This is a genomic window from Nitrincola lacisaponensis (assembly GCF_000691225.1).
GTDB classification, from domain to species: domain Bacteria; phylum Pseudomonadota; class Gammaproteobacteria; order Pseudomonadales; family Balneatricaceae; genus Nitrincola; species Nitrincola lacisaponensis.
In genome coordinates this window covers 315,481-336,457 of record NZ_JMSZ01000042.1, presented here as the reverse complement: position 1 = coordinate 336,457, position 20,977 = coordinate 315,481, and the positions used below count along the sequence as shown (strand labels likewise).

Here is a 20,977-nt window from a genome sequence, read left to right as displayed (position 1 = left end):
CGAAACAGCATTTGATGAATATCTTGATAATAGACACCAGGGCTTCCATCTTTGGTAAACCAGCCTGGATCATAGCCTGAAATAGAACCAAAAAAGATGGCAAAAAAGATAATTTTAAGCCAGACATTGATTCCCATCGCTACCATGGAGGGAACTTCAATTGTATCCTTATCTATCCGGGTAATGGAGAGATTGATCGCTTCCACCACATCCGGGTTTTCAGTGGGATTGGGAATCAGTTGAATCGGTGGTAACGCCATTTAGGTATCCTATAGACTGTTAAAGTCGACTCGGTGCATCGATCAAAAGCGGCTCATTCAGAGTAAAACGCTGGGTATCGCCCCAAGGGAGTATTCGTTCATAACTGATATCCAGACGCAGCTTTTTCTCCTGAGCATAGGCAGACAGATCCAGAGAGGCCAAACCCGGTCCGAGCCATTCTCGCCGTACAGACTGGCTGGATATGGTTTGCCATCGGGGTGAACCTTGCAGCATGATGGCATCAACACCATGCAGGTATTTTTGTACTCGAATGGATAATCGTCCAAGTTGATCTGGAGTGGTTAACCCCGGAAACTCTACCGTTACCCGGCCATCTTCATCCTGAATATTTTTAACCTGAATACGCCAGATCACTTGCTCAAAGGCACGCATTTCCTGGTTGTAGAAGCTTTTAAGTTTTTCTACTTCAACTTGGAAGGTCGGATGCATGCTCAGTAAAATTTTGGATTCACTTAATTGCTCAGAGAAGTCAACATACCTTTCTTTTCCCCAATAAGGCCCTTTCCCCCAAAACCCTTCATACACCCACTGCTCTACTTCCGAACGACGCACCGAAGCAAAAAACAAACCGCCTGCCAATAACACCCCACCGATGATAGCCAATGGCAGTGCAGCAGCCGATAGCGCGGTACCCAGGGTCGCCAGGTAGGGCATCCCCGTGAAAGCTAACCCACTCCCAATCAGCTTAGAGGTCATTAATATACCACCCACACCCTGCAAACTGTGGCCCACAATTCGCGCATAATCGTTTCGAGCTCGGCCTTCTTTGAGCTCACCATACGAGATCAGCAAGGTCGCGGCCAGTGCGGCTGAACTTAACCACGAGGCCACCAGCGCACGTTGAGCTATCTGCCGTGATGACACCCCTATCACGGGTTTATCGGGTACCACTACAGTCGTTTGTCCTGGTAAGTTACGGCTCAAGTGCAGCTGTAGTCGTTGCGCTAACCGGGACGTGGTGCTGCTGAGCTGTACATAGGTTGGGGAGGCGTAGATCGAAGCACCACCGGCCATGACGCCGACCAGGCTGGCACTGAGTTGTATAGCAGGCAAGTTGGCCAGCGCCCCCAAACCGGAACGGGCATTGAAATCGTTGTTGTTCCACTCGTTGATCGTCTGTTGTGCACCGAGTAGCCCAAACAAAATCCCCAGCCCTGAGAAGCCCAGACCACCATAACTTCGAGCTAAGTGTGCACCTGTGCCTTCTATTTTTTCATAACTAAAGTAAGTCAAAGAGGTTTGCTGTGATATCGAAGCCGCACTGCCATGGGTTGACGGAGTTGAAACTGTTTGTTGCTGCAATATTGTCGTGATATGTGTGGATGATCTGCCCCGCAATAGGCGTTCATAGTTTTGCCTGGCAGTCGCTTCCAGATCTCGCAAGGGTATTCTGGTTGAACGAGCAACTACACCGGCTAGCTTTTCCAGGTGGTGTTGTTGAATCCGGCTATTCCCTGCCTCTAGAAGCACGGCCAGCTCGGTGGCAGTCTCGGCAATAATAAGCTCAATACGATGCAGTGCGCGGGTATCCTGTAGATTACTGATCACGGCTGAAGCCGCTGTAACCAAGGCCGCTAGCAATTTGATATAGTGTGCCTCTTCGCTCGTGTTGTCGTCGGGTATCTCCAGCTGTTTTTTTACGCAGCTGGCACCTTCGGCTGATTGTTTAATGCCTGCCATATAATGGTATAACTGACCGGCGCTATAATCGAAACAGGCTTCACAGCCATTCTGTTCTGCCCCTTGTAGTGCCAGCTCCACTTCGTCTCGCCAGCGTGGTCGTTCATCCAATGCAGCCCACAAGCTGATCAGTTGCTGTTGTGATTCTTCACGCTCTGGAGGACCAAACGCGGCAAACGCATGGCGCTGAGCTTCGGCTGAACGGTTAAGTGGATCATTACCGACAATCTGGCGCCCCAGATGGGTGATTTTACTCACAAAGCCTTCCGGGTTACGGTAGCGTTGGTCTATCTCCTGCTCATAGGGCGCAATCGCCTTGGCTGTGCTAAGGGCGTAGTGATAGGTGGTTTCATAGGCCTGGATATTGGCTTCTACCACCTCAGCCAGCCGCAGCAGGTCCTTGGCTTCACCCAGGGTGTCTTGCAGTGCCACGATGCGCGCGTACCCATAGCGTTCAGGGTGGGTCTCTTTCATCCTCTCATAGGGTTCAAGATTGAACATACTGATCGGGGTATGTCGCAAGATATTAGCTTCACGATCTTTCGTTTTGATGCCTTTAAAATCTTCCACATAGTCAGCCAGTTGATCTATCTTCAGCACATGCGGATCATCACCATGCAGGTCGAAGGGTTGCATCACTTTGTTTCGCCAACCTTCATCACGCTCCAGCACCTCAAACATATAGGCGGGCCAACGCTCTTCACTGTAGGCAATGTAGGTATCCATCGCACAAAGATTCACATAAGCAAATGGCTCAGTTTCCATCTGGTTGGCAACCCACTCACTGCTTGGTGTGCCTTTTTTCCATGTATAGCTATAAAACTGAAAGGGGGTGGCACAGGCGGTGGGCTCATCGAGTGAGTTGCAGTCGTCGGCACGGGTTTGGTAGCGAAAAATCAACCATTTGGCTTTATTATCCGTGACATTACTTCCGTCAATGCTCAGGTAGCCATAGATATACACATAACCCTGACGCAAAGACGCTAATTGATGGTGGGGAGCTTGATCTACACCGGCTGGAGGCGTCAGTACTGGAGGCAGCGCTTTGGAATCAGTCAGTAAAAGCTCGTCTGATATGACGTAACGACAAGGGTAAATGGGTATGATTTCTCGCGGGTCGCATCTGGCGATAACGTTTGATGACATGAGTCTACAGTCCCTTGTTGAATCTCAGCTGGCGTTGATCTGTACAGTAGCCAGATCCGGGCGTTCCTTGGTTGCAGCCAACTGCGTCTATGCCCTTGGGGTCAAAAGTAAACCAAAATATAGCCAAGGTGTCCAGTCATCGATGGATGCTATGATACTGATCCAAATTGAACACATTTGCTTTGCGAGTAAACACCTTGAAGCCGTTACCCATCGATGATGTCCTGCCTGAACTACGCCAGACGTTGCAACAGCCTGGCACCCTGCTGCTCAGTGCCGCACCGGGTGCAGGTAAAACCACGCGGGTACCGCTGGCATTACTGGATGAAGAATGGCTGGCCGGGCAGCGGATAGTGATGCTGGAACCTCGGCGTATTGCGGCACGACATGCGGCGCAGTTTATGGCGCAGCAACTGGGTGAGCCGGTCGGCCAGCGTGTCGGCTATCGTATTCGGCTGGAAACCCGCGTCAGCGCTCAGACCCGCATCGAGGTGGTGACCGAAGGCGTACTGACGCGACTGTTACAGGATGATCCGGAACTCAGCGGTATCGGGCTGGTGATTTTTGATGAGTTCCACGAACGCAATCTGCATGCCGATCTGGCACTGGCGCTGACGCACCAATGTCAGCAGCTGTTACGCCCGGATCTGCGTCTGCTGATCATGTCTGCCACACTGGATGAACAAGGGCTAAGCAGCGCACTGGAGGCTCCATTACTGATCAGTCAGGGGCGCAGCTTTCCGGTGGATATACACTACCTGCCCAATCCGAATGCCAACCAATCCATCACCGAACATACGGCACGTGTGATACGCCAGGCACTGCAGCACCCGGGCGATATGCTGGTATTCCTGCCCGGAGTGCGCGAAATCAGACAGGTACAGCAGACCCTCGAAGACCTGCCACCCGGCATTCAGTGTCTGCCGCTACACGGCCAACTGAGTGATGCCGAGCAAAAAGCGGCCCTCATGCCAGCCGCCAGTGGTCAACGCAAAATTCTGCTGGCGACCAATATTGCCGAAAGCTCACTGACTGTCGACGGGGTCCGCATTGTGGTGGATTCAGGTCTGGAGCGGCGCAGCGTGTTTCATCTCGCCAGTGGCTTGCACAGCCTGCAGACGCGACAGATCTCCCGGGCATCCGCGACGCAGCGCAGCGGTCGTGCCGGACGTCAGGCAGACGGGGTCTGCTATCGGCTCTGGTCAGCGCAGCAACACGAACGTCTGGATGCACAGATTCGCGCCGAAATACTGGATGCCGACCTCTCCTCCTTACGCATGGCACTGGGACAATGGGGCGCGGATGCCGATGAACTCTTCTGGCTCACACCACCGCCCGATACCGCATTACGACAGGCGGAAACCTTGCTGCAACAGCTCGGGATCCTGCATCCCGAGACCGCCAGCCTCAGTGATCATGGCAACGCCTGCGCCCGACTGGGCATTGAGCCACGCTGGGCGCATGCACTCCTGTCTGCACACGCGCTGGGTTATGGGGAGTACGCCTGCACGCTGGTGGCACTGGTACAGGAATGGCCCGGCACCCGTCGCAGCAGCGACGATCTGCTCAGACTCCTGAGCCATGCCCGGCAACAACGCGGCCTCTGGCAACAACGGATTCAGCCTCTGGCACAGAACCTCTGGCGCACACTGCAAGGCATGACACCCGAGCCCCATACCACTGACATCAGCAAAGATGACCTGCCCGCCCTGCTGCTGGCTCTGGCCTATCCGGATCGTATAGCCAAACGTCGCGACCAACGCGAAGGCTTCCTGCTCAGTCAGGGGCGTGGAGCAGAATGCAGCCCTGAATCAGACCTGGCACAGACCACCTGGCTGGCCTGTGCCGACCTCAGCACCCATGGACAACGCACCATTATACGTCTGGCCACCGAACTGTCTTCCAGTGCCTTGGCTGCATTGAAACAGATTGCACCGCAGCTGTTCACGGAAGTCACCGAAATCGGCTGGCAAGATTCCGGGCAATTTATCGCACAACGTCATCAGCAACTCGGTCAGATCCGCTTGCGCAGCCAACGCCTGCCCGAACTCAATGCCGAACAGTGGCAGGCCGCCTGGCAACACTTTATTCAACAACGTGGACTCGACTGCCTGCCCTGGTCAACCGAAGCACTTAACCTGCGGGCACGCATCGCCCTGATGCACCAGCACGCCGGTGCCCCCTGGCCCGATGTCAGCGACAGCGCACTGCTGGAAAAGGGACTCGACTGGCTGCTGCCCTACCTGCACAACGCCCGCCACCAACGCGACCTGGACAAGATCGACACCGGCAGCGCCCTGCGCAACCTGCTGAGCTGGGAACAACAGCAACAACTGGATAAACAGCTACCGACACACCTGAGCGTACCCAGCGGCTCACGCATCGCCATCGACTACACCCAACAACCACCCGTACTGGCAGTCAAACTCCAGGAAATGTTCGGCTACGAAGGCCAACCCAGCGTTCTGAACGGTCAGGTTCCCTTGCTCATCCACCTGCTCTCCCCTGCACGTCGTCCTCTGCAGGTCACCGCCGACCTGCCGCATTTCTGGCGAAACACCTACGCAGACGTACGCAAAGAAATGCGAGGCCGCTACCCAAAACACCCCTGGCCTGAAGACCCACTCAGCGCCGAAGCCACCCGTTTGACCAAAGCCGCCTTGCAACGCCGCAAGGGTCCTGTTTAAATCACAGACAGACAATCAGGGAATACACACAGCTGTGATGGAGCACGGGCCGGGCGGTAGCGTGCCTGACGGTAAAAACTCTCTTCTTTTTTATGATGGCTGGATGTGGTTGAAGTGTTTCACGTGCTTAATATCTTTTTCAGGCACTCCGTGTTGAGCTGGATACCTTTTAGGGAAATGTGCCGAATGGCTCACATGGAAAAGTCTATTAATATCAAGCTACTAGAAAAATTTATTAACCAAGGCCATGTTATAAAGGTATACCCTCTAATAAATATTATAAGGTCGAAGACCTCATTAACTAACTGTTAGCCATAATAATGAAAGAAATAAAGAGACCAGACGGGTGGGTAATTCAAGAAATAATTGATCCCAAAACAGGTGAGCGGAAGAATCGCTATTTTTACAAGAGAAATCGAGCGCCAAGGGTGCAACTTAAAAGTAAAGTTGCGCAGCAGTTAGCTGGCTATTCACTAATTGAGAAGGATCTTAGGAACGTTATTACTTGGCTAACAGAGATAGACAAGTTACACCCTAGGGATAGCCACAAATCAAAACCTTTTCAGGCATCACCAAATAGAGAGACATTTAATATCGTAAAAGGCTTATATGTTGCCTCGCTAACATTTTACGGAAAATGTTTTACTTCTTGCGATGGAAGACGAGTCAAGATTGAGAAATCGATAATTGATGATAAATTCAAAGAAGCACACGAAGACATCATGCATATGCGCCACAATTTCGCTGCACACAGTGGCGCCGATAGCTTTGAGGAAGTAAAAATAGCTCTTGTTCTTCATCCAAAAGTGAAGTCAAACATGAAGCCAGAAATATTCCGAGAATTATCCCAGGCAGACTTTAAAGATAGTCATGAGGAAGATGTGAGGTTTTTACGGTTAGCTGAACACGTTAGAAGGAAGGTCATAAGTAAAATAGACTCACTTGCTGAGCGAATATATGAGAAGGAAATTAGGCCGAAGGGGAAGAAATATTGGTACAACCAAGCAAAATAAGGCTAACAACCACATCAAGAACGCTCACTGTCGTTCGCTGGGACGCCGCTACCGCGGCGCCCCTTATGTGAAACGTTTTATAGTGCTTCGTAATTCGTAAATCTATTTGTAGGCCTCTCTAGTCGCAATCTTGTTATCAAGTTTAAATGGAGTTTATTATGAGTATATATCCTAAAGGTTCTGAGTGGCGAAAGTGGGACTTGCATGTTCATACCCCAGCTTCTGTACTAAGAAATGAATTTGGTAGCGATTGGGATGAATATGTTACTTTTTTATTTAAAAAGGCAATTGAAAATGATATTAGTGCAATAGGTATAACGGATTACTACTTGCCTGAAGGGTATAAAAAGCTAAAAAGAGAATATTTGGAAAACGATTCGAAATTAAACACTCTATTCGATAGTTCAGAGATTGATCTGATCAAAAAAATTAAAGTATTTCCTAATATTGAGTTCAGAATAAGCAAGTTGGTTTTAGGGAAAGAAAAGGACTTGTCCTGGAATAGAAAGGTTAATTACCATGTTATTTTATCTGATGATATACCGATAGAAAAAATAGAAAGTGATTTCATATCTCAAATTAAGATTTGTTTTGATGCTTCCACTGGAGCCTCAGTCCAAAAAAGACCATTAACAAGAGATAATCTGGAAGATCTTGGTATAAGACTTATAAATGAACACCCCCCATTTTCTGCTAGCGGAAGCGAGATTTTTGTAGGTATGCTTAATGCTTCTGTTGACGAAGATGATCTAATTACCATTCTAAATGGAAACTCAAGTTTTAAAGATAAGTATCTATTAGGGCTTCCTTGTGATGAAGACTTAAGCGAAATCAGCTGGAACTCGCAAGGCCATAACATACGTAAGAACTTAATAAAGCAAGCGCATATTATATTTTCTTCTAATCCCAATACTAAAAAATTTCTTCTTGGCGGCAAGGATGTATCGGCCTTCAAAAAAGAGTTTGGTTCGATTAAACCATGTGTCTGGGGGTCTGATGCTCATTCAAAGGATGAATTATTTATGCCTGCCAAAAATAGACATACCTGGATAAAAGCGGACCTTACATTCGATGGTTTAAAGAGTATAGTATACGATCCTAGTTCAAGAGTGGCTATTCAAGAGTTTAGCCCACAACAAAAAAGTGGCTATCAAACTATTGAACGAGTTAGATTCATTGATAATAGCCCCACTAAATTATTTAGCGAGCAATGGCAGCCTATAAACCCAGATTTAAATACGATTATTGGTGGTAAGTCATCAGGTAAATCATTATTTCTTTACCATATCGCTAAATCTATAAATGCTGATGAAGTCAATAATAAAGTAAGGCTATCGAAATCTGCATCATATGACGATCTGAATAGCATAAATTTTGAGGTTGAGTGGTCTAACGGTGAAATAAGTTCACTTTCAGATAGATTAGATACTAAGCCTATAACATACATTCCGCAGTTATATATTAACCATCTAGCAGAGGAAGATGGGAAAAATCAGCTAAACACATTGGTTAAAGATATTCTAAAACAGAATGAGCGCTTTAAACAATTTGGGGAAGCACAAGAGAAGAAAATCATCGGTGTTAGCAAAACACTCGTTTCTAAAATCGATAATCTTTATGAATTACGTGAAAAATATGCGCTACTAACGAAAGATATGGAGGCTTTTGGCACTAAATCAGCAGTTACAGGTGAGATAGAAAAGCTGAAAAATGACATTGCATTGCTAAGAGAAAAATCAGGATTTACTGAAGAAGAGGAAACTGCATATAAAATACTTTCATCAAGAAATTCTACACTTGATAAGCGGTTAGATATATTAAAGCAAATCAGTGATTGCAGTGCGCAGGTTGCTTCTTCAGCAGATTCATACTCTGAGGAAACTTTTTCAGGTTATTTAAATAAGATTATTTCCGATGTCGATATTCCTAACGACTCAACCTACTTAAACTCATTGCTTAATTCATTAAAAATTGAGCTCGATAACGTCGTATCTAAATTCAAGAATGATATTTTATCTAGGTCAGAATCAATACCGCAGAGTTTTTTGAAAATTAATACACAAAAAATTATTGTCGAAGAAAAACTTAAGCCTTTATTGACGAAGGTCAAAGATAAGGAAATATTAGACTTGACCGATAAAAACTTAAAAATTGAAGAAAATAAGCTAAGAAATATTGATGAAATCGAAAAGAAAAAGAAATCTATACATAAGCAGGGTTCGGAATGCAAGGATGAAATAAAGCAGTTATACAAAGACTTAGTGGGATATTATAAGGATTATGTCACAGAAATTTCTAATCCAGACTATCAGTTCGAAGAGGATATTAAAATCTCAGCCGAAGTAGCCTTCAATTCGGACAAGTTCAATGAATTTGTAAACTCATTTGACAGGCGAGGCAATATGCATTCATTGATAGGAGACCTTGTTAAAGAAAATGGAGACTTTGATTTCAACATCGATTGTCATGCGGAAAGGATCATAAATATTCATTCTAGTTTTGATAGTAAATCTGACATTCCTGCTGTCCGAAAAGGAATAGAGCACATAGATCTAGTAAAAAAACTTTATACTGATTGTTTTTATATTAACTTCATCGTTCAGTATAAAGATGATGACATAGTTAGGATGTCTCCAGGAAAACGAGGGTTGGTTTTGCTCAATCTGATTCTACATTTAAGTAATTCTTCTCATCCAATACTAATCGATCAGCCGGAAGATAATTTAGATAACAGAACTATTTACGATCAGTTAAATGAATTTATTAGAACTAGAAAGGTTAAGCGACAAATAATTATGGTAACCCATAACGCGAATTTAGTTGTTGCTGCTGACTCGGAATGTGTAATTGTAGCAAACCAAGCAGGGCAACAAGCAAATATTGAAAATGAGGAATTTAAGTTTGAGTACTATAGCGGTAGCCTGGAGTGCTCATTTGAAGATATAAGTAAGGCTGGGGCATTAAAGAGCAAAGGCATTCGCCAGCATGTTTGTGAGATTTTGGAAGGTGGTGTTTCAGCATTTAAAGAAAGAGAAATGAAGTATGGATTTAAGTCGTAAAGGCACCATACAAGTTGCTGTACCAGACAGCTTGCGCTGCTGGTGAGCAAGGCGTTAACCAAGGAGAATAATACGTGGCAATTACCCACCAGGAGGTTGACCCTCACCTAAACTACTTCCTTTGCTTGGAATCAGATATTCAGGGCCTTTCGCGTTGGATCGAATTCTCTCAGGAAAACGAAAATGTTTACTCAATAGAGTTGGCTCGCTTACTAATGGCAGCAAGCTCCGAAGTAGATGTTATTGCTAAAAGGGTTTGTAGTAGCATAAATTCTGAGTGCGATGCCAATAACATCCACGTCTATCAATCCATTTTATGTGAGGCTTTACCTATGCTGCCGGATGCATCGGTCGAAATGCCACGCTTTGGGATGACATTTTATCCTTGGTCGAATTGGCATCAGCCAAAGTCTCCACCAAACTGGTGGAAAGGCAATAACAAAGTCAAGCACCAGAGGGCTGAGCATTTCAAGCAAGCCAATCTAAAAAATGTCTTAAATGCATCAGCCGCTTTGCTAATTCTTTTGATTTTATATTTCCGATCCCGAGGAAATCACCACTTCCCTGCAATGAATCTTTTTAGTCCTAGAAGTTTTGCATATAAGGATGGACATATAGTGATTCCAGATGGAGCAATCGTTCCGTGGGGCTAACAAGCCACAGCAGTCGCTCCCTGTAGTTCCCCCGTTTTAGTGGACACCTCGACCTAACTTATAGACTTCCCCCACAGTAGCGGTTAATAATTTCAGTCTCAGCTTGTTCAAACACCACTATCAAAATCATGTAAACTGACTGATCACCTTAAATTTATTGGCCGGAAAATACTTACCATTTTTGCAATAAACCACCCTTCACTACAGCCAAAGAGTAAAGCGGCACGCACTCTGAACTACACCATTAACAAGCCAAGAAAAATACGCTATTAACCACATAAGGACATCAAGTGGACATATCCAAAATACTAATCAATAGCATTTTACAAGTCTGGTATATAATACCACTATTAATCCTCGTATTAACTTTAAAAAGCCGCTGGTTTAAAGGTGTTCTAGGTGAATATATAGTCAACAAGCTGTTGGCTGGCCTACCTGAAACCGACTACAAGTTAATTAAAAACGTTACTCTTCCAACAGAGGATGGACCACGCAAATTGATCACATCCTGGTTTCACGGTTTGGTATCTTTGTGATCGAAACCAAAAACATGAAAGGCTGGATATTTGGTTCACCTCATCAAAAGCAGTGGACACAAAAAATTTACCGCCACTCAGCCAAATTTCAAAATCCACTGCATCAAAACTACAAACACATTAAAACACTGGAATCTGTTTTGGACTGTAATCCTGAGTTCATGCACTCTTTAATTGTGTTTGTGGGTGATAGTACTTTCAAAACTGAAATGCCGGATAATGTGACTGCTGCACGAGGCTGTCTGGACTATATCAAGCAGTTCAATGAGGCGGTGATGCCTGACACGGAAGTCTACCGGCTGGTTACAAAGCTGAACCAAATCAAGCTGAAGCCCTGTCTGGTAACGGACTATAAACACCGCCAGCATGTGAAGGAGCTTGTGGTCAGTAAAAAAGAGGTCGCTAAAGAGGTCGGTAAGGAAGTCAGTCAGGAGATCATTCAAGAAGCCAGTATCGTGAGTAGTGATCCCCTCTGCCCACGTTGTGGTTCTGCCATGGTCATCAGAGAAACCAAGCGTGGTGCAAATGCGGGTCAGCAATTTTGGGGATGTTCCACCTTTCCCAAGTGTCGTGGGTTACAATTAAAAGAGAACTGACATACACCTCCCCTACTCCCACAGGAACTCCCAATGCACCAGGAACAACCCAACAACCCTCTACACGGTCTGAGTCTGGAGAAAATACTCACGCGTCTGGTGGAGCATTACGGCTGGGCAGCTTTGTACGAGCAGATACAGATCAACTGCTTTGATAATGATCCGTCGATTAAGTCATCACTGAAGTTTTTACGCAGAACGCAGTGGGCCAGAGACAAGGTGGAGCGTTTGTATATCAACACCTTCACCTGACCCACTCAAGGCTGCTCAGGGCGAACTGAGCTTACATCTCACTTTCCACATAGGGTGGCAATGAGTCGGCATCTGGCACTTTGGTCGGTTTGCCCTCGTCATCCAGTGCTACGAATTTGAACACTGCCTCGGTGACTTTTTCACGCTTGCCGATACGGCCTCGTCTGACCCAGCTTTCGACATGAATATCGAGTGAGCTGCGCCCTACCCGACAGACTTCGGTATAGACGCCCAGTATGTCCCCTACTTTCACGGGCCGAATGAAGCTCATGCCATCCAGAGCAACCGTGACGACGCGACACTGGGCACGCTGACCGGCGCAGATACCGGCGGCCAAGTCCATTTGCGACAGCACCCAGCCGCCGAAAATATCACCTGACGGGTTGGTATCGGATGGCATCGCCAGGGTGCGAATGGTGAGTCGGCCACGGGCGGGGGCATCGTCTTGTTGCTGCATTGATCTTCTCTCTGTGTCGCTGTGTTGATTTGCCTGTATTTATACCGCATTTTTGAACTGGAATACCGCTTCTTTTTGATAACGTTTCAAGACAATGGTGATCAACAGGGTGCGGTGTGGCTGAAAGATGGCTTTGAGTTCTTGCGGGTTTAATGACAGGGTTGAGATATCTTCATCTGTGTAGGTTTTGTAGCCGACAAGCCCGCTGCTCAGTTCAGGTACGGCGGTGAGGCTGATGTTCAAGCGATCTTCTGGCTGATCGATAATTTTATACAGCTCGGTGCAGTTGATCAGAAAACTGCGGTAGGACGCATCACCGGACCAGGCATGCACTTTGTTAATCGCCTGTTCCTGCAAACGCTGGGTACGCAGTCGGTTACGTTGGCCTTTGTCGTCATTGGCAAAGAGTTCGATCACATAGTCGGTGACGGGTGTGCCGTGATGATCCACCACTCGAATAACTGTATTTTGATAGCTGTTGTAGTGAGAACTGCGGCGCTTCTCGGCCTGCTCTGTCACGTCGCGATTGTGTCTTTCCAGCTGTTGCTGCCAGGCTGTAAACCCGTCATCTTCAACACGAAGCGCATTGCAGATCAGCGCCCAGGTTGGCTGCCGACGCGGCCCCCCGCCCTTGGCGGCAATGGAACTGTGATCTTCCAGATCTGCAATCCCGAAAGCGGTACCTAACTGGGTCTGGTGCATGCGCGGTAACACTTCCCGAGTCGGATCAGTAAAGTCGAGTTCGAATGCAGCTACATTGAGATTGGCTGTCGAGACACGTACTGTGCCATCAGTACCCGGCTGATTCGCCAGTGCCGAGATACCTTTATATCCGGCATTCCCTACTAGTACGGTGCAGAGTATTCGCCCCGGACCATAGTAAATCTGTTCGCCCAACAGATCCTTCTCAGCCAGTTTCCAGGTATAGGAACTGGCAATCTCCAGCCCTTTGAGTATCTGTGCACCCGTCTCAAATAGACGTGTCCCCTTCCAACCTTTCACTGCCCGGCCAATCATACTTCGCCCTGTGTGCGCCAGCGGCGACCCAAAGTTGGCGGGAGCCAGCATTAACAGACGTTTGATGGGTACGGTGTCCGGGGTAAAGTAACGTGTTATCCAGTGCCGCACTACCAGACCGCCGGTGCTGTGAATGACTACATCAACACTGCGGTGAGCGGTGGGCAGTTCCAGATCGGTCCAGGCTCGCTGCATCGCTTCTGCCAGGTCTTCATAATTGACCTGATCGTCCAGCGTGACATAATCGCCCAGCCTGACATGCCGGATGTCAGCAGCAATGCCTTCCGGTTGTGCGGCTGCCAGTTTCCTGGCAAGGGTTTTAAAAGAGCTGTAGTTATCGCTCCATCCATGGATAATGATGAGCATCGTCGTTCCTGCCTCTGCTTGTTGTTCTTCAACGTATCGTTAGAGGTATAGTACAAAGTTGGCTTTTCATCCATCAGAACACTGAGGTGCTTTTGCTCGATATTACCGAAACCATCCACCTGGCTGACTGGGAGATTGAATTCCAGCCGATCCGTGCGCAGGGTTCAGGTGGACAGAATGTCAACAAGGTCGCCTCGGCTGTACATTTGCGCTTCGACATCCACCGCTCGTCCTTGCCTCCGGCATACAAGGAGCGTCTGCTCAACTATTCAGACCAGCGCATCAATCAGGACGGTGTGATTGTGATCAAGGCGCAGCGTTTTCGTACCCTGGAGATGAATAAAGAAGACGCGCTGCTGCGCCTGAAAGAACTGATTCAGCTCGCCATCAAGCAGGCGAAGCCCCGTCGGGCAACGAAACCGACCAAGGGTTCGCAACGCCGTCGGGTGGATGAGAAAACGCAACGCGGAAAAACCAAGGCGTTGCGCAACAAGGTCGATTTCTGAGTTGGGCACCCCTGGAATTATCACACTATACTCAATGCAGGTTTTATGTCGTAAGCACCTGCATGGGAACTGAATTCTGCAATTACTGAGTCGCGCCGGGATAGTGCTGTTCTGTCTTTTATCCACGCCTGTCGGAGCATTTGTTGTGCCTTCAGACTTCACCGGATCGACAGACTATTTGCGTGAGCCGCTGCTCACGGCGCAGGAAGGACCGGAGCGCCTTGCGGCAGAAGATGCACTGGCAAGCCTTGAATTCGACACCGCTTTATTCCATCCGGCCAGTGATCTTTCTGCCCAGGCCTATTGGCACAAAATCGAGTTTGCTCCGGTTGATACACCAACTGAGTTAATCTTTCGGCTCAGCAATATCATGATTGATGAGCTGGATTTTTATCTACTCCAGAACGGTGAGGTCGTGCGTCACTGGGTGCGTGGCGATACACAGTCATGGAGTCCGGATGCCGCCTATGCCAGCATCTGGTTCCCGGTGGAGCTGCAGCCGGGCAGTACTCATCAGGTGTTGATTCGTAAAGCCAGTGAAGGACCGCTTCTCTTACCGCTGCGGCTGATGAGTCCGAAGCAGTTTGAGCAACTGACCGAGACGAGTTTCAAGATCTGGGCAGCCGCTGCCGGTGCACTGCTGATCTTGCTGATCCATAACACCGTCACTTTTTTACTGTTCCGCTATCCTGCCTACGGTTTTTACATCCTGTTTCACTCGCTGGTGTTTCTCAGCCTGGGCGTCACACAGGGGTTTGGCCCCTGGTTGTGGCCGATGGCGTTCAACCAGTTTTTGGGTTCAATTATCTTGACCCTGTATACCCTCTCGGCCTGGTGTATTTTTCACTTCAGCTTACAGTTTCTGCAAATTCGTACCCGTTTACCCGGCTGGTGGCGTTATCGCCGCCTGGCTGATCTGGCCTTTGCCAGTGCCGTGCTGGTCAGCCTGGTTGTACCTGAATACGCCTATGCGACCCCTTTTTCAGTGCTCCAGGGTGCGGTATCCATCTATTGCCTGTACCTCGGTTTCAAAATTTTACGCACGGGATTCTCCCCTGCCGCACTGTTTCTGGTCGCCTGGTCGTTCTTCATTGTTGGGGCCGCTATTGGCGGCATGGTGTTCCGTAGCCAGTTGCCTTTTAACACCTTCACCGAACACGCCTTGCTGATCAGTACGGTTATTGAGCTGCTGTGCTTCTCGTTCAGTCTGACTCAACGTACCCGCTATCTGGAGACAGAAAAAAATCAGCAACTGCTGACGAGCCCGGTTTCAGGATTGGCCAACCGGAACTATTTTATCAACCACCTGCACCGGCAACATGCGCTACCCAATGATAGAGTGCATCTGGTACTGATTCAGTTATCCGGTATCACCGAGCTGAGCGAAGCGGTGGGACCGGAAAGCGCGATGAAAGCCTCGGCAACACTGGCACAGCGCATCAATCAGGCGCTGGAGTCTGAACCCCATATTCTGCGCCATCGTCTACCCAATCTCAGTCATTCCAATGTCATCGATATGGATCAGGAAAACCTGGTGTTTCTGTGTGATCATCTGGACAGCCCCGGAGCGATTATTGAGCATCTGGAACCGGTGCTGAACCAGACGATCCATCTGAGCCAGCTTGAGTTTCAGCAGCTGTTCTCTATCGGCGTGGCATCAGGCGATCTGAACAGGATGGATGTGACGACGCTCTACCAGCATGCACAGCTGGCGGCTCGCGCCAACTGGCGCTCAACCCACCTGTGGAGCCCCTATCAGCAGGACCTGCAATCGCGCCAGCATCGGCAATTGATGCTGGTGGCTGAAATGAGCAAAGCAATCCGCAATCATGACTTTCACTTTGAGATCCAACCCAAAATCGTCCTGGCGACAGGCCAGATCAACAGTGGTGAGGTGTTGTTACGTTGGCATCATGCAAGCCTGGGCAGGGTGTCACCCGCAGATTTTATCCCGCTGGCTGAACATGTGGGGCTGATCTATCAACTGACACAACTGATACTGCATCAGGTACTCAGCTGGATGCAACAGCATGCAGATCAACTGCAGGGAACAACACTGGCAATCAATATTTCTGCTCGCGATCTGCTGCAGCAAAATTTTGCAGCGGGTGTCATCGAACTGTGTAAGGGCTATGGTATTTCACCTGGCAGCATTGTCCTGGAGATTACCGAAACATCGGTCGTCAGTGACAGTGGGCTAGCCGTTGATAATGCGGCCCTGCTGAGATCGGCAGGATTTAGTCTGTCCATAGATGACTTCGGCGCAGGTTATAGCTCCATGCAAAACATCCACCGCCTGCAGCCGGATGAAATCAAGATTGACCGCCTGTTCGTGTCAGATCTGGACAGTAATCCGACCCACCAGACGCTATGCCGCAGTCTGATTCAACTGAGCCGGGATCTGCACATTCATACGACAGCCGAAGGGATTGAGACAGAGGAGCAGTTGAAGCTGCTCTCTTCCTGGGGCTGCCATTCCGGTCAGGGGTATTTTTTTCATCGCCCCATGTCGCCTGAGGAATATCTTGATCTATTATAACTTGCAACACTCAGGATCAGGTGTTAGAACCAGGGACAGATATATGAAACCGGACTTTAGCGCATGACTGACATAACCCTCTATCAGTTTCCTATTTCACATTATTGTGAAAAGGTACGCTGGACGCTCGATTGGAAAGGACTCGACTACAAAACCTGTAACCTGATACCCGGTTTTCATATCAAAACTATCGGCACGTTATCCCGCTCGACAGCCCTCCCTCTTCTGGTAAAGGGAGACCAGATCATTCAGGGTTCTGCGGCTATTCTGGACTATCTTGATCGTTTGCAGCCGAACCCTTCTCTGGTTCAGGGCAGTGAGGCTGAACTGCAGCAGATCCAGCACTGGGAGTCACGACTGGATACTGAAGCGGGTACCGCTGTCCGGGTATTTGCCTATCATTATCTGCTTGATCGGCCAGACATTCTGGTTCTCTGGCTGACAACAGGTTCACCGGCTTACAAACGCTGGCTATTCCGACTGTTGTTTCCAAAAGTCGCACAGGTGATGCGTAAAAAAATGCGTATCAATGCTGCCAATGCCGACGTCGCACGCCAGACAGTTGAAGCCTGTTTAGGTGAAATCAGTGAGATCTATCGTTCAGGACGCTATCTGGCAGGAGATCACTTTTCCCGTGCTGACCTGACAGCTGCCGCGCTGTTTTCCCCACTGTTTATGCCTGCTGGTTATGGTATCGACTGGGGTAATACTCGACGTTTGCCGACAAAGATGCTGGCATGGATGGATAAACATCAGGCTGATCTGAATGAGCTGGCAGGCATTTATGAGCGATACCGCCACCTGAATACAAACAACCTTACAGGAGCCTCTGCAATCACATGAAAAAATATACAAGCACTCTATTTATTCTGCTGTTATTGTTCGCTGGCCATGCGCATGCTTCCAGCTTGCGCTTTGACAATACGCTCATCAATGAAGGAAAGCCGGCAAGCCTGCTTCTGATACATCTCGGTGAGCCTTTGAACAAAACAACATCGGATGTGTGTACCAGTCATAACCGCCAGGGTGACTGCCGTGAATGGCGCACCAATGAGATCTGGTTCTATCGCTATAATGATCTCAATTACACTATTCATATATCCGATGGCGTGATCGACAAAATTGAGTGGAGCCGCTTCTAGTACGCCTCCAGAACAACCTCACGACCAAGGATGATCGATACAATGAAACCTTTTTCAACACTACTGATTAAGCTGCTGGGCCTGTATCTGGGCTTGAACCCTCTTTTGGCTGTTACGCCGTTGCTGTTCAGCGCCAACGTCCATGAGTTCTGGACAGATGAATGGCGTCCAGTGTTCATCGCTACACTGGCCATTCCTATGATTGCAGGCTTGCTGTTATGGTATTTTGCCAGCGCGATTGCTAGCCGTCTGCATGACGATACCGCCACAACTCCGGCCATTCATGACGATGATCTGGTGCGCGCCGGAAGCTTTCTGATCGGCATGTATCTGTTTATCCAGCACCTTGGTCTGGTCATTAACCGCTATACCACCACCGGCGAGCTTTCCTATGGCTCCCTGCTGGTGGTGATCTTGAGTATTCTGATACTGCTGGGCCAAAGCGGTTTGCTGCGGATTTATCGGTGGGTAAAATACCTGGGCTTGCGTAAGCAATCGGTGGATCATCACTGAAACTCCTGTGCGCTGCGTGTATAATCGTGCAATCTTTTTGCAACTGTCACTTACACCAAGAGCACGCTGCGTTACATGTCTGATAATACTGAAAATACCACGGGTTATGTGAATCGACGTTTTTCCATTGCCCCGATGATGGACTGGACTGATACCCACTGCCGTTCCTTCCATCGTCTGATGTCACAACACGCCCTGCTCTATACCGAAATGGTGACCACCGGTGCGCTGATTCATGGCCACCGTGAGCGTTTTCTGCGTTACAGCGCTGATGAGCATCCTGTCGCCTTGCAGCTGGGTGGCAGCAATCCCGAAGAGCTGGCACTCTGCGCCCGTATGGCAGAGGATCATGGTTATGATGAGGTCAACCTGAATGTCGGCTGCCCCAGTGACCGGGTACAGAATAATATGATCGGTGCCTGTCTGATGGAGCATCCTCAGCGGGTGGCGGAGTGTCTTGCCAGGATGCAGGATGCTGTGCGCATTCCGGTGACAATCAAGCATCGCCTTGGTATTGATGAGCTGGACAGTCAGGAGTATCTCCTGAGCTTCATCGAACAGGTGCGCCAGAGTGGCTGTCAGACGTTTATCGTTCATGCGCGCAAGGCCATTCTGCAAGGTCTTAACCCGAAGCAGAACCGCGAGATACCGCCGCTCTGTTATGACCGGGTGTATGACGTCAAACAAACGTTTCCAGACTTGGAAATTATCATCAATGGCGGTATAACAACTCTGGATGATTGTATTACGCACTTGCAGCACGTCGATGGTGTAATGATTGGTCGGGAAGCCTATCAAAACCCCTATCCACTCCTCAGTGAGGTGGATGCCCGACTGTTTGATGACCACCATCCAATAGCGTCGCGTGTGGAGATAGCACAAGCCTTTATTCCCTACATAGAAACACAGGTTGCGCTCGGTGCCCCTTTGTATGCCATCACCAAGCACCTGCTCGGTCTGTTTCATGGTCAGCGCGGCGGTAAGCAGTTCCGCCGCCATATCAGTGAAAATGGCCACCAGAAAACTGCCGGGCCTGAGGTATTTCAACAGGCACTTGAATTTGTCACAGGATAAGGAAGTAACGATGGACCAGCTTGAACAACTGAAACAGATTACCAGCGTGGTTGCGGATACCGGCGATATCGAAGCGATTGCCCGATTCAAGCCGGTGGATGCCACCACCAACCCATCACTGATGCTGAAAGCAGCGCAGGACCCCAAGTATGCACATTTGTTGCAACAGGCCAAGCAGCAGGCGCTGGCCGTTGACGGCTCTAATGCTGAACAGCTGCAGCGTATGACCGACCACCTGGCGGTCTTGCTCGGGAGTGAAATCAGTCAGATGATTCCCGGACGCATTTCCACCGAAGTGGATGCACGCCTGTCTTTTGACACTCAGGCAACGCTGAGCAAGGCACGCCAGCTGATTGAGATGTATGCCAAACTGGGTGTGGGGCGTGAACGTGTTCTGATCAAGATTGCATCCACCTGGGAAGGCATCCGCGCTGCCGAAGTACTGGAAAAAGAAGGGATTCAGTGCAACCTGACACTGCTGTTTGGTTTCAGCCAGGCCAAAGCCTGTGCAGATGCCGGGGTGTTTCTGATTTCACCTTTTGTGGGCCGCATCCTGGACTGGCACAAGGCACGCTATCCGGAGCAGAATTTCAGTGGCGATCTGGACCCGGGTGTTGCCTCGGTCAGCCGCATCTACCGCTATTACAAAACCCATGCGTACAACACGGTGGTGATGGGTGCCAGCTTCCGTAACATTGATGAGATACGCGCTCTGGCAGGCTGTGACCGCTTAACCATCAGTCCGGCATTAATGCAGGAACTGGCGGAGTCGCAAGCGCCGCTGGTACGTCGTCTGGATGCGGAACAGTGTTCATCAGATGACGCAAAGCAGCCTGTCGACGAAGTTGCCTTCCGCTGGCAGATGAACGAAGATGCCATGGCGACCGAGAAACTGGCCGAAGGTATTCGTAACTTTGCTCAGGATCAGGTCAAACTGGAAACACTGCTGAGTCAGATCTGACCTGCAGCGCGTCAGGAACAGCTTTCAAGGGTCTCAACCAGATCCTTGAAAGCACTGCGGTTGCCTTCGTTCAGATCTATCAGGACCTTGTGGGCGTGAATGATACGCTTGCGCACATCATCCTCAGACTCCAGCACAAAGGGCACCTGCTTCAGGTCTTTTACACTGGTGGGCAAGAAGTCGAGCAGTAAAAAGACCTGATCGAAGCCCATCGCTAACAGAATCTGTGTGATATCCGGATTGGTGGACACCAGCGTAGGCTTTGGCATGTCACGCTCACTGCATTTGATTGCCAGTTTGGCAACCAGCCCCAGCGAGGTACTGTCGATATTGGTTGTTTCTGTCAGGTCGATCAGCGTATCTTTGATCGCTTCGTTGGAAAGACACTGCTCAAGGTGCTTGTCGATGGTGGAACAGAGCGTTAAACGCACTTCTCCGACAAACTTGAGTACATAGTGCCCATCCTGACAGGCATAAAAAATTTCACCGTCACTCATG

At 48.9% G+C, this 20,977-nt stretch carries 18 protein-coding genes; 13 read left to right on the top strand and 5 right to left on the bottom strand.

All coding sequences use genetic code 11. The annotated features are described in order from the left end of the window. A partial coding sequence (locus tag ADINL_RS15750; protein ID WP_036550187.1) for a hypothetical protein occupies window positions 1–260 on the bottom strand: 260 nt, incomplete at its 3' end. A 19-nt stretch (window positions 261–279) separates the two neighbouring features. Continuing rightward, window positions 280–3,108, bottom strand: coding sequence for a toxin VasX (locus ADINL_RS15745; protein ID WP_152547699.1), 2,829 nt, complete (start codon window positions 3,106–3,108; stop codon window positions 280–282). A gap of 167 nt (window positions 3,109–3,275) precedes the next feature. Here ADINL_RS15745 and hrpB point away from each other — a divergent pair, with 167 nt between their 5' ends. The 6 genes from hrpB to ADINL_RS15715 all read left to right on the top strand — a co-directional run bounded on the left by hrpB (window position 3,276) and on the right by ADINL_RS15715 (window position 11,904). Beyond that, a complete protein-coding gene (gene hrpB, locus ADINL_RS15740) occupies window positions 3,276–5,795 on the top strand; it encodes an ATP-dependent helicase HrpB (RefSeq protein ID WP_051632887.1) in 2,520 nt (839 codons plus the stop codon). A gap of 320 nt (window positions 5,796–6,115) precedes the next feature. Continuing rightward, the gene (locus tag ADINL_RS15735) at window positions 6,116–6,808 is read left to right on the top strand and encodes a hypothetical protein (protein ID WP_036550182.1); all 693 of its coding nucleotides are present in this window, start codon (window positions 6,116–6,118) and stop codon (window positions 6,806–6,808) included. A 158-nt stretch (window positions 6,809–6,966) separates the two neighbouring features. Further along, the gene (locus ADINL_RS15730) at window positions 6,967–9,867 is read left to right on the top strand and encodes a TrlF family AAA-like ATPase (protein WP_036550180.1); all 2,901 of its coding nucleotides are present in this window, start codon (window positions 6,967–6,969) and stop codon (window positions 9,865–9,867) included. A 74-nt stretch (window positions 9,868–9,941) separates the two neighbouring features. After that, the gene (locus tag ADINL_RS15725; protein WP_051632886.1) at window positions 9,942–10,520 is read left to right on the top strand and encodes a hypothetical protein; all 579 of its coding nucleotides are present in this window, start codon (window positions 9,942–9,944) and stop codon (window positions 10,518–10,520) included. 532 nt (window positions 10,521–11,052) lie between these two features. Then, the gene (locus ADINL_RS15720; RefSeq protein WP_239644407.1) at window positions 11,053–11,652 is read left to right on the top strand and encodes a nuclease-related domain-containing protein; all 600 of its coding nucleotides are present in this window, start codon (window positions 11,053–11,055) and stop codon (window positions 11,650–11,652) included. Between the two features lie 33 nt (window positions 11,653–11,685). Beyond that, complete coding sequence (locus ADINL_RS15715) at window positions 11,686–11,904, top strand: VF530 family protein (protein WP_036550179.1); 219 nt, start codon at window positions 11,686–11,688, stop codon at window positions 11,902–11,904. 31 nt (window positions 11,905–11,935) lie between these two features. Here ADINL_RS15715 and ADINL_RS15710 read toward each other — a convergent pair whose 3' ends face one another. Together ADINL_RS15710 and ADINL_RS15705 are read right to left on the bottom strand one after the other, a co-directional pair. After that, complete coding sequence (locus ADINL_RS15710) at window positions 11,936–12,361, bottom strand: acyl-CoA thioesterase (RefSeq protein ID WP_036550177.1); 426 nt, start codon at window positions 12,359–12,361, stop codon at window positions 11,936–11,938. Window positions 12,362–12,400: 39 nt separating this feature from the next. Further along, window positions 12,401–13,744, bottom strand: a complete 1,344-nt coding sequence (locus ADINL_RS15705) for an esterase/lipase family protein (protein ID WP_036550174.1) — start codon at window positions 13,742–13,744, stop codon at window positions 12,401–12,403. Window positions 13,745–13,836: 92 nt separating this feature from the next. On the opposite strand from ADINL_RS15705, the gene arfB reads away from it, so the two are divergent. The 7 genes from arfB (at window position 13,837) to tal (ending at window position 20,479) form a co-directional block, all read left to right on the top strand. Then, window positions 13,837–14,250, top strand: a complete 414-nt coding sequence (arfB, locus tag ADINL_RS15700; RefSeq protein ID WP_036550173.1) for an alternative ribosome rescue aminoacyl-tRNA hydrolase ArfB — start codon at window positions 13,837–13,839, stop codon at window positions 14,248–14,250. Between the two features lie 145 nt (window positions 14,251–14,395). Next, window positions 14,396–16,789 (top strand): EAL domain-containing protein, encoded by a 2,394-nt coding sequence (locus tag ADINL_RS15695; RefSeq protein ID WP_036550167.1) that lies wholly within the window; start codon window positions 14,396–14,398, stop codon window positions 16,787–16,789. Window positions 16,790–16,852: 63 nt separating this feature from the next. Beyond that, window positions 16,853–17,632, top strand: a complete 780-nt coding sequence (locus ADINL_RS15690; protein ID WP_051632885.1) for a glutathione S-transferase family protein — start codon at window positions 16,853–16,855, stop codon at window positions 17,630–17,632. Further along, complete coding sequence (locus ADINL_RS15685; RefSeq protein ID WP_036550163.1) at window positions 17,629–17,931, top strand: DUF2845 domain-containing protein; 303 nt, start codon at window positions 17,629–17,631, stop codon at window positions 17,929–17,931. The genes ADINL_RS15690 and ADINL_RS15685 overlap by 4 nt, the downstream gene beginning before the upstream one ends. A 42-nt stretch (window positions 17,932–17,973) precedes the next feature. Continuing rightward, the gene (locus tag ADINL_RS15680; protein WP_036550160.1) at window positions 17,974–18,444 is read left to right on the top strand and encodes a hypothetical protein; all 471 of its coding nucleotides are present in this window, start codon (window positions 17,974–17,976) and stop codon (window positions 18,442–18,444) included. 75 nt (window positions 18,445–18,519) lie between these two features. Beyond that, window positions 18,520–19,518, top strand: a complete 999-nt coding sequence (dusA, locus tag ADINL_RS15675) for a tRNA dihydrouridine(20/20a) synthase DusA (RefSeq protein WP_084154557.1) — start codon at window positions 18,520–18,522, stop codon at window positions 19,516–19,518. A 10-nt stretch (window positions 19,519–19,528) separates the two neighbouring features. Further along, window positions 19,529–20,479: a transaldolase gene (gene tal / locus ADINL_RS15670; protein ID WP_036550157.1), complete on the top strand. Its 951-nt coding sequence runs from the start codon at window positions 19,529–19,531 to the stop codon at window positions 20,477–20,479. A gap of 11 nt (window positions 20,480–20,490) precedes the next feature. Here the strand turns inward: tal and ADINL_RS15665 are convergent, their stop codons facing one another. Beyond that, window positions 20,491–20,976: an STAS domain-containing protein gene (locus ADINL_RS15665; RefSeq protein ID WP_036550155.1), complete on the bottom strand. Its 486-nt coding sequence runs from the start codon at window positions 20,974–20,976 to the stop codon at window positions 20,491–20,493. Window position 20,977 lies beyond the last annotated feature (1 nt).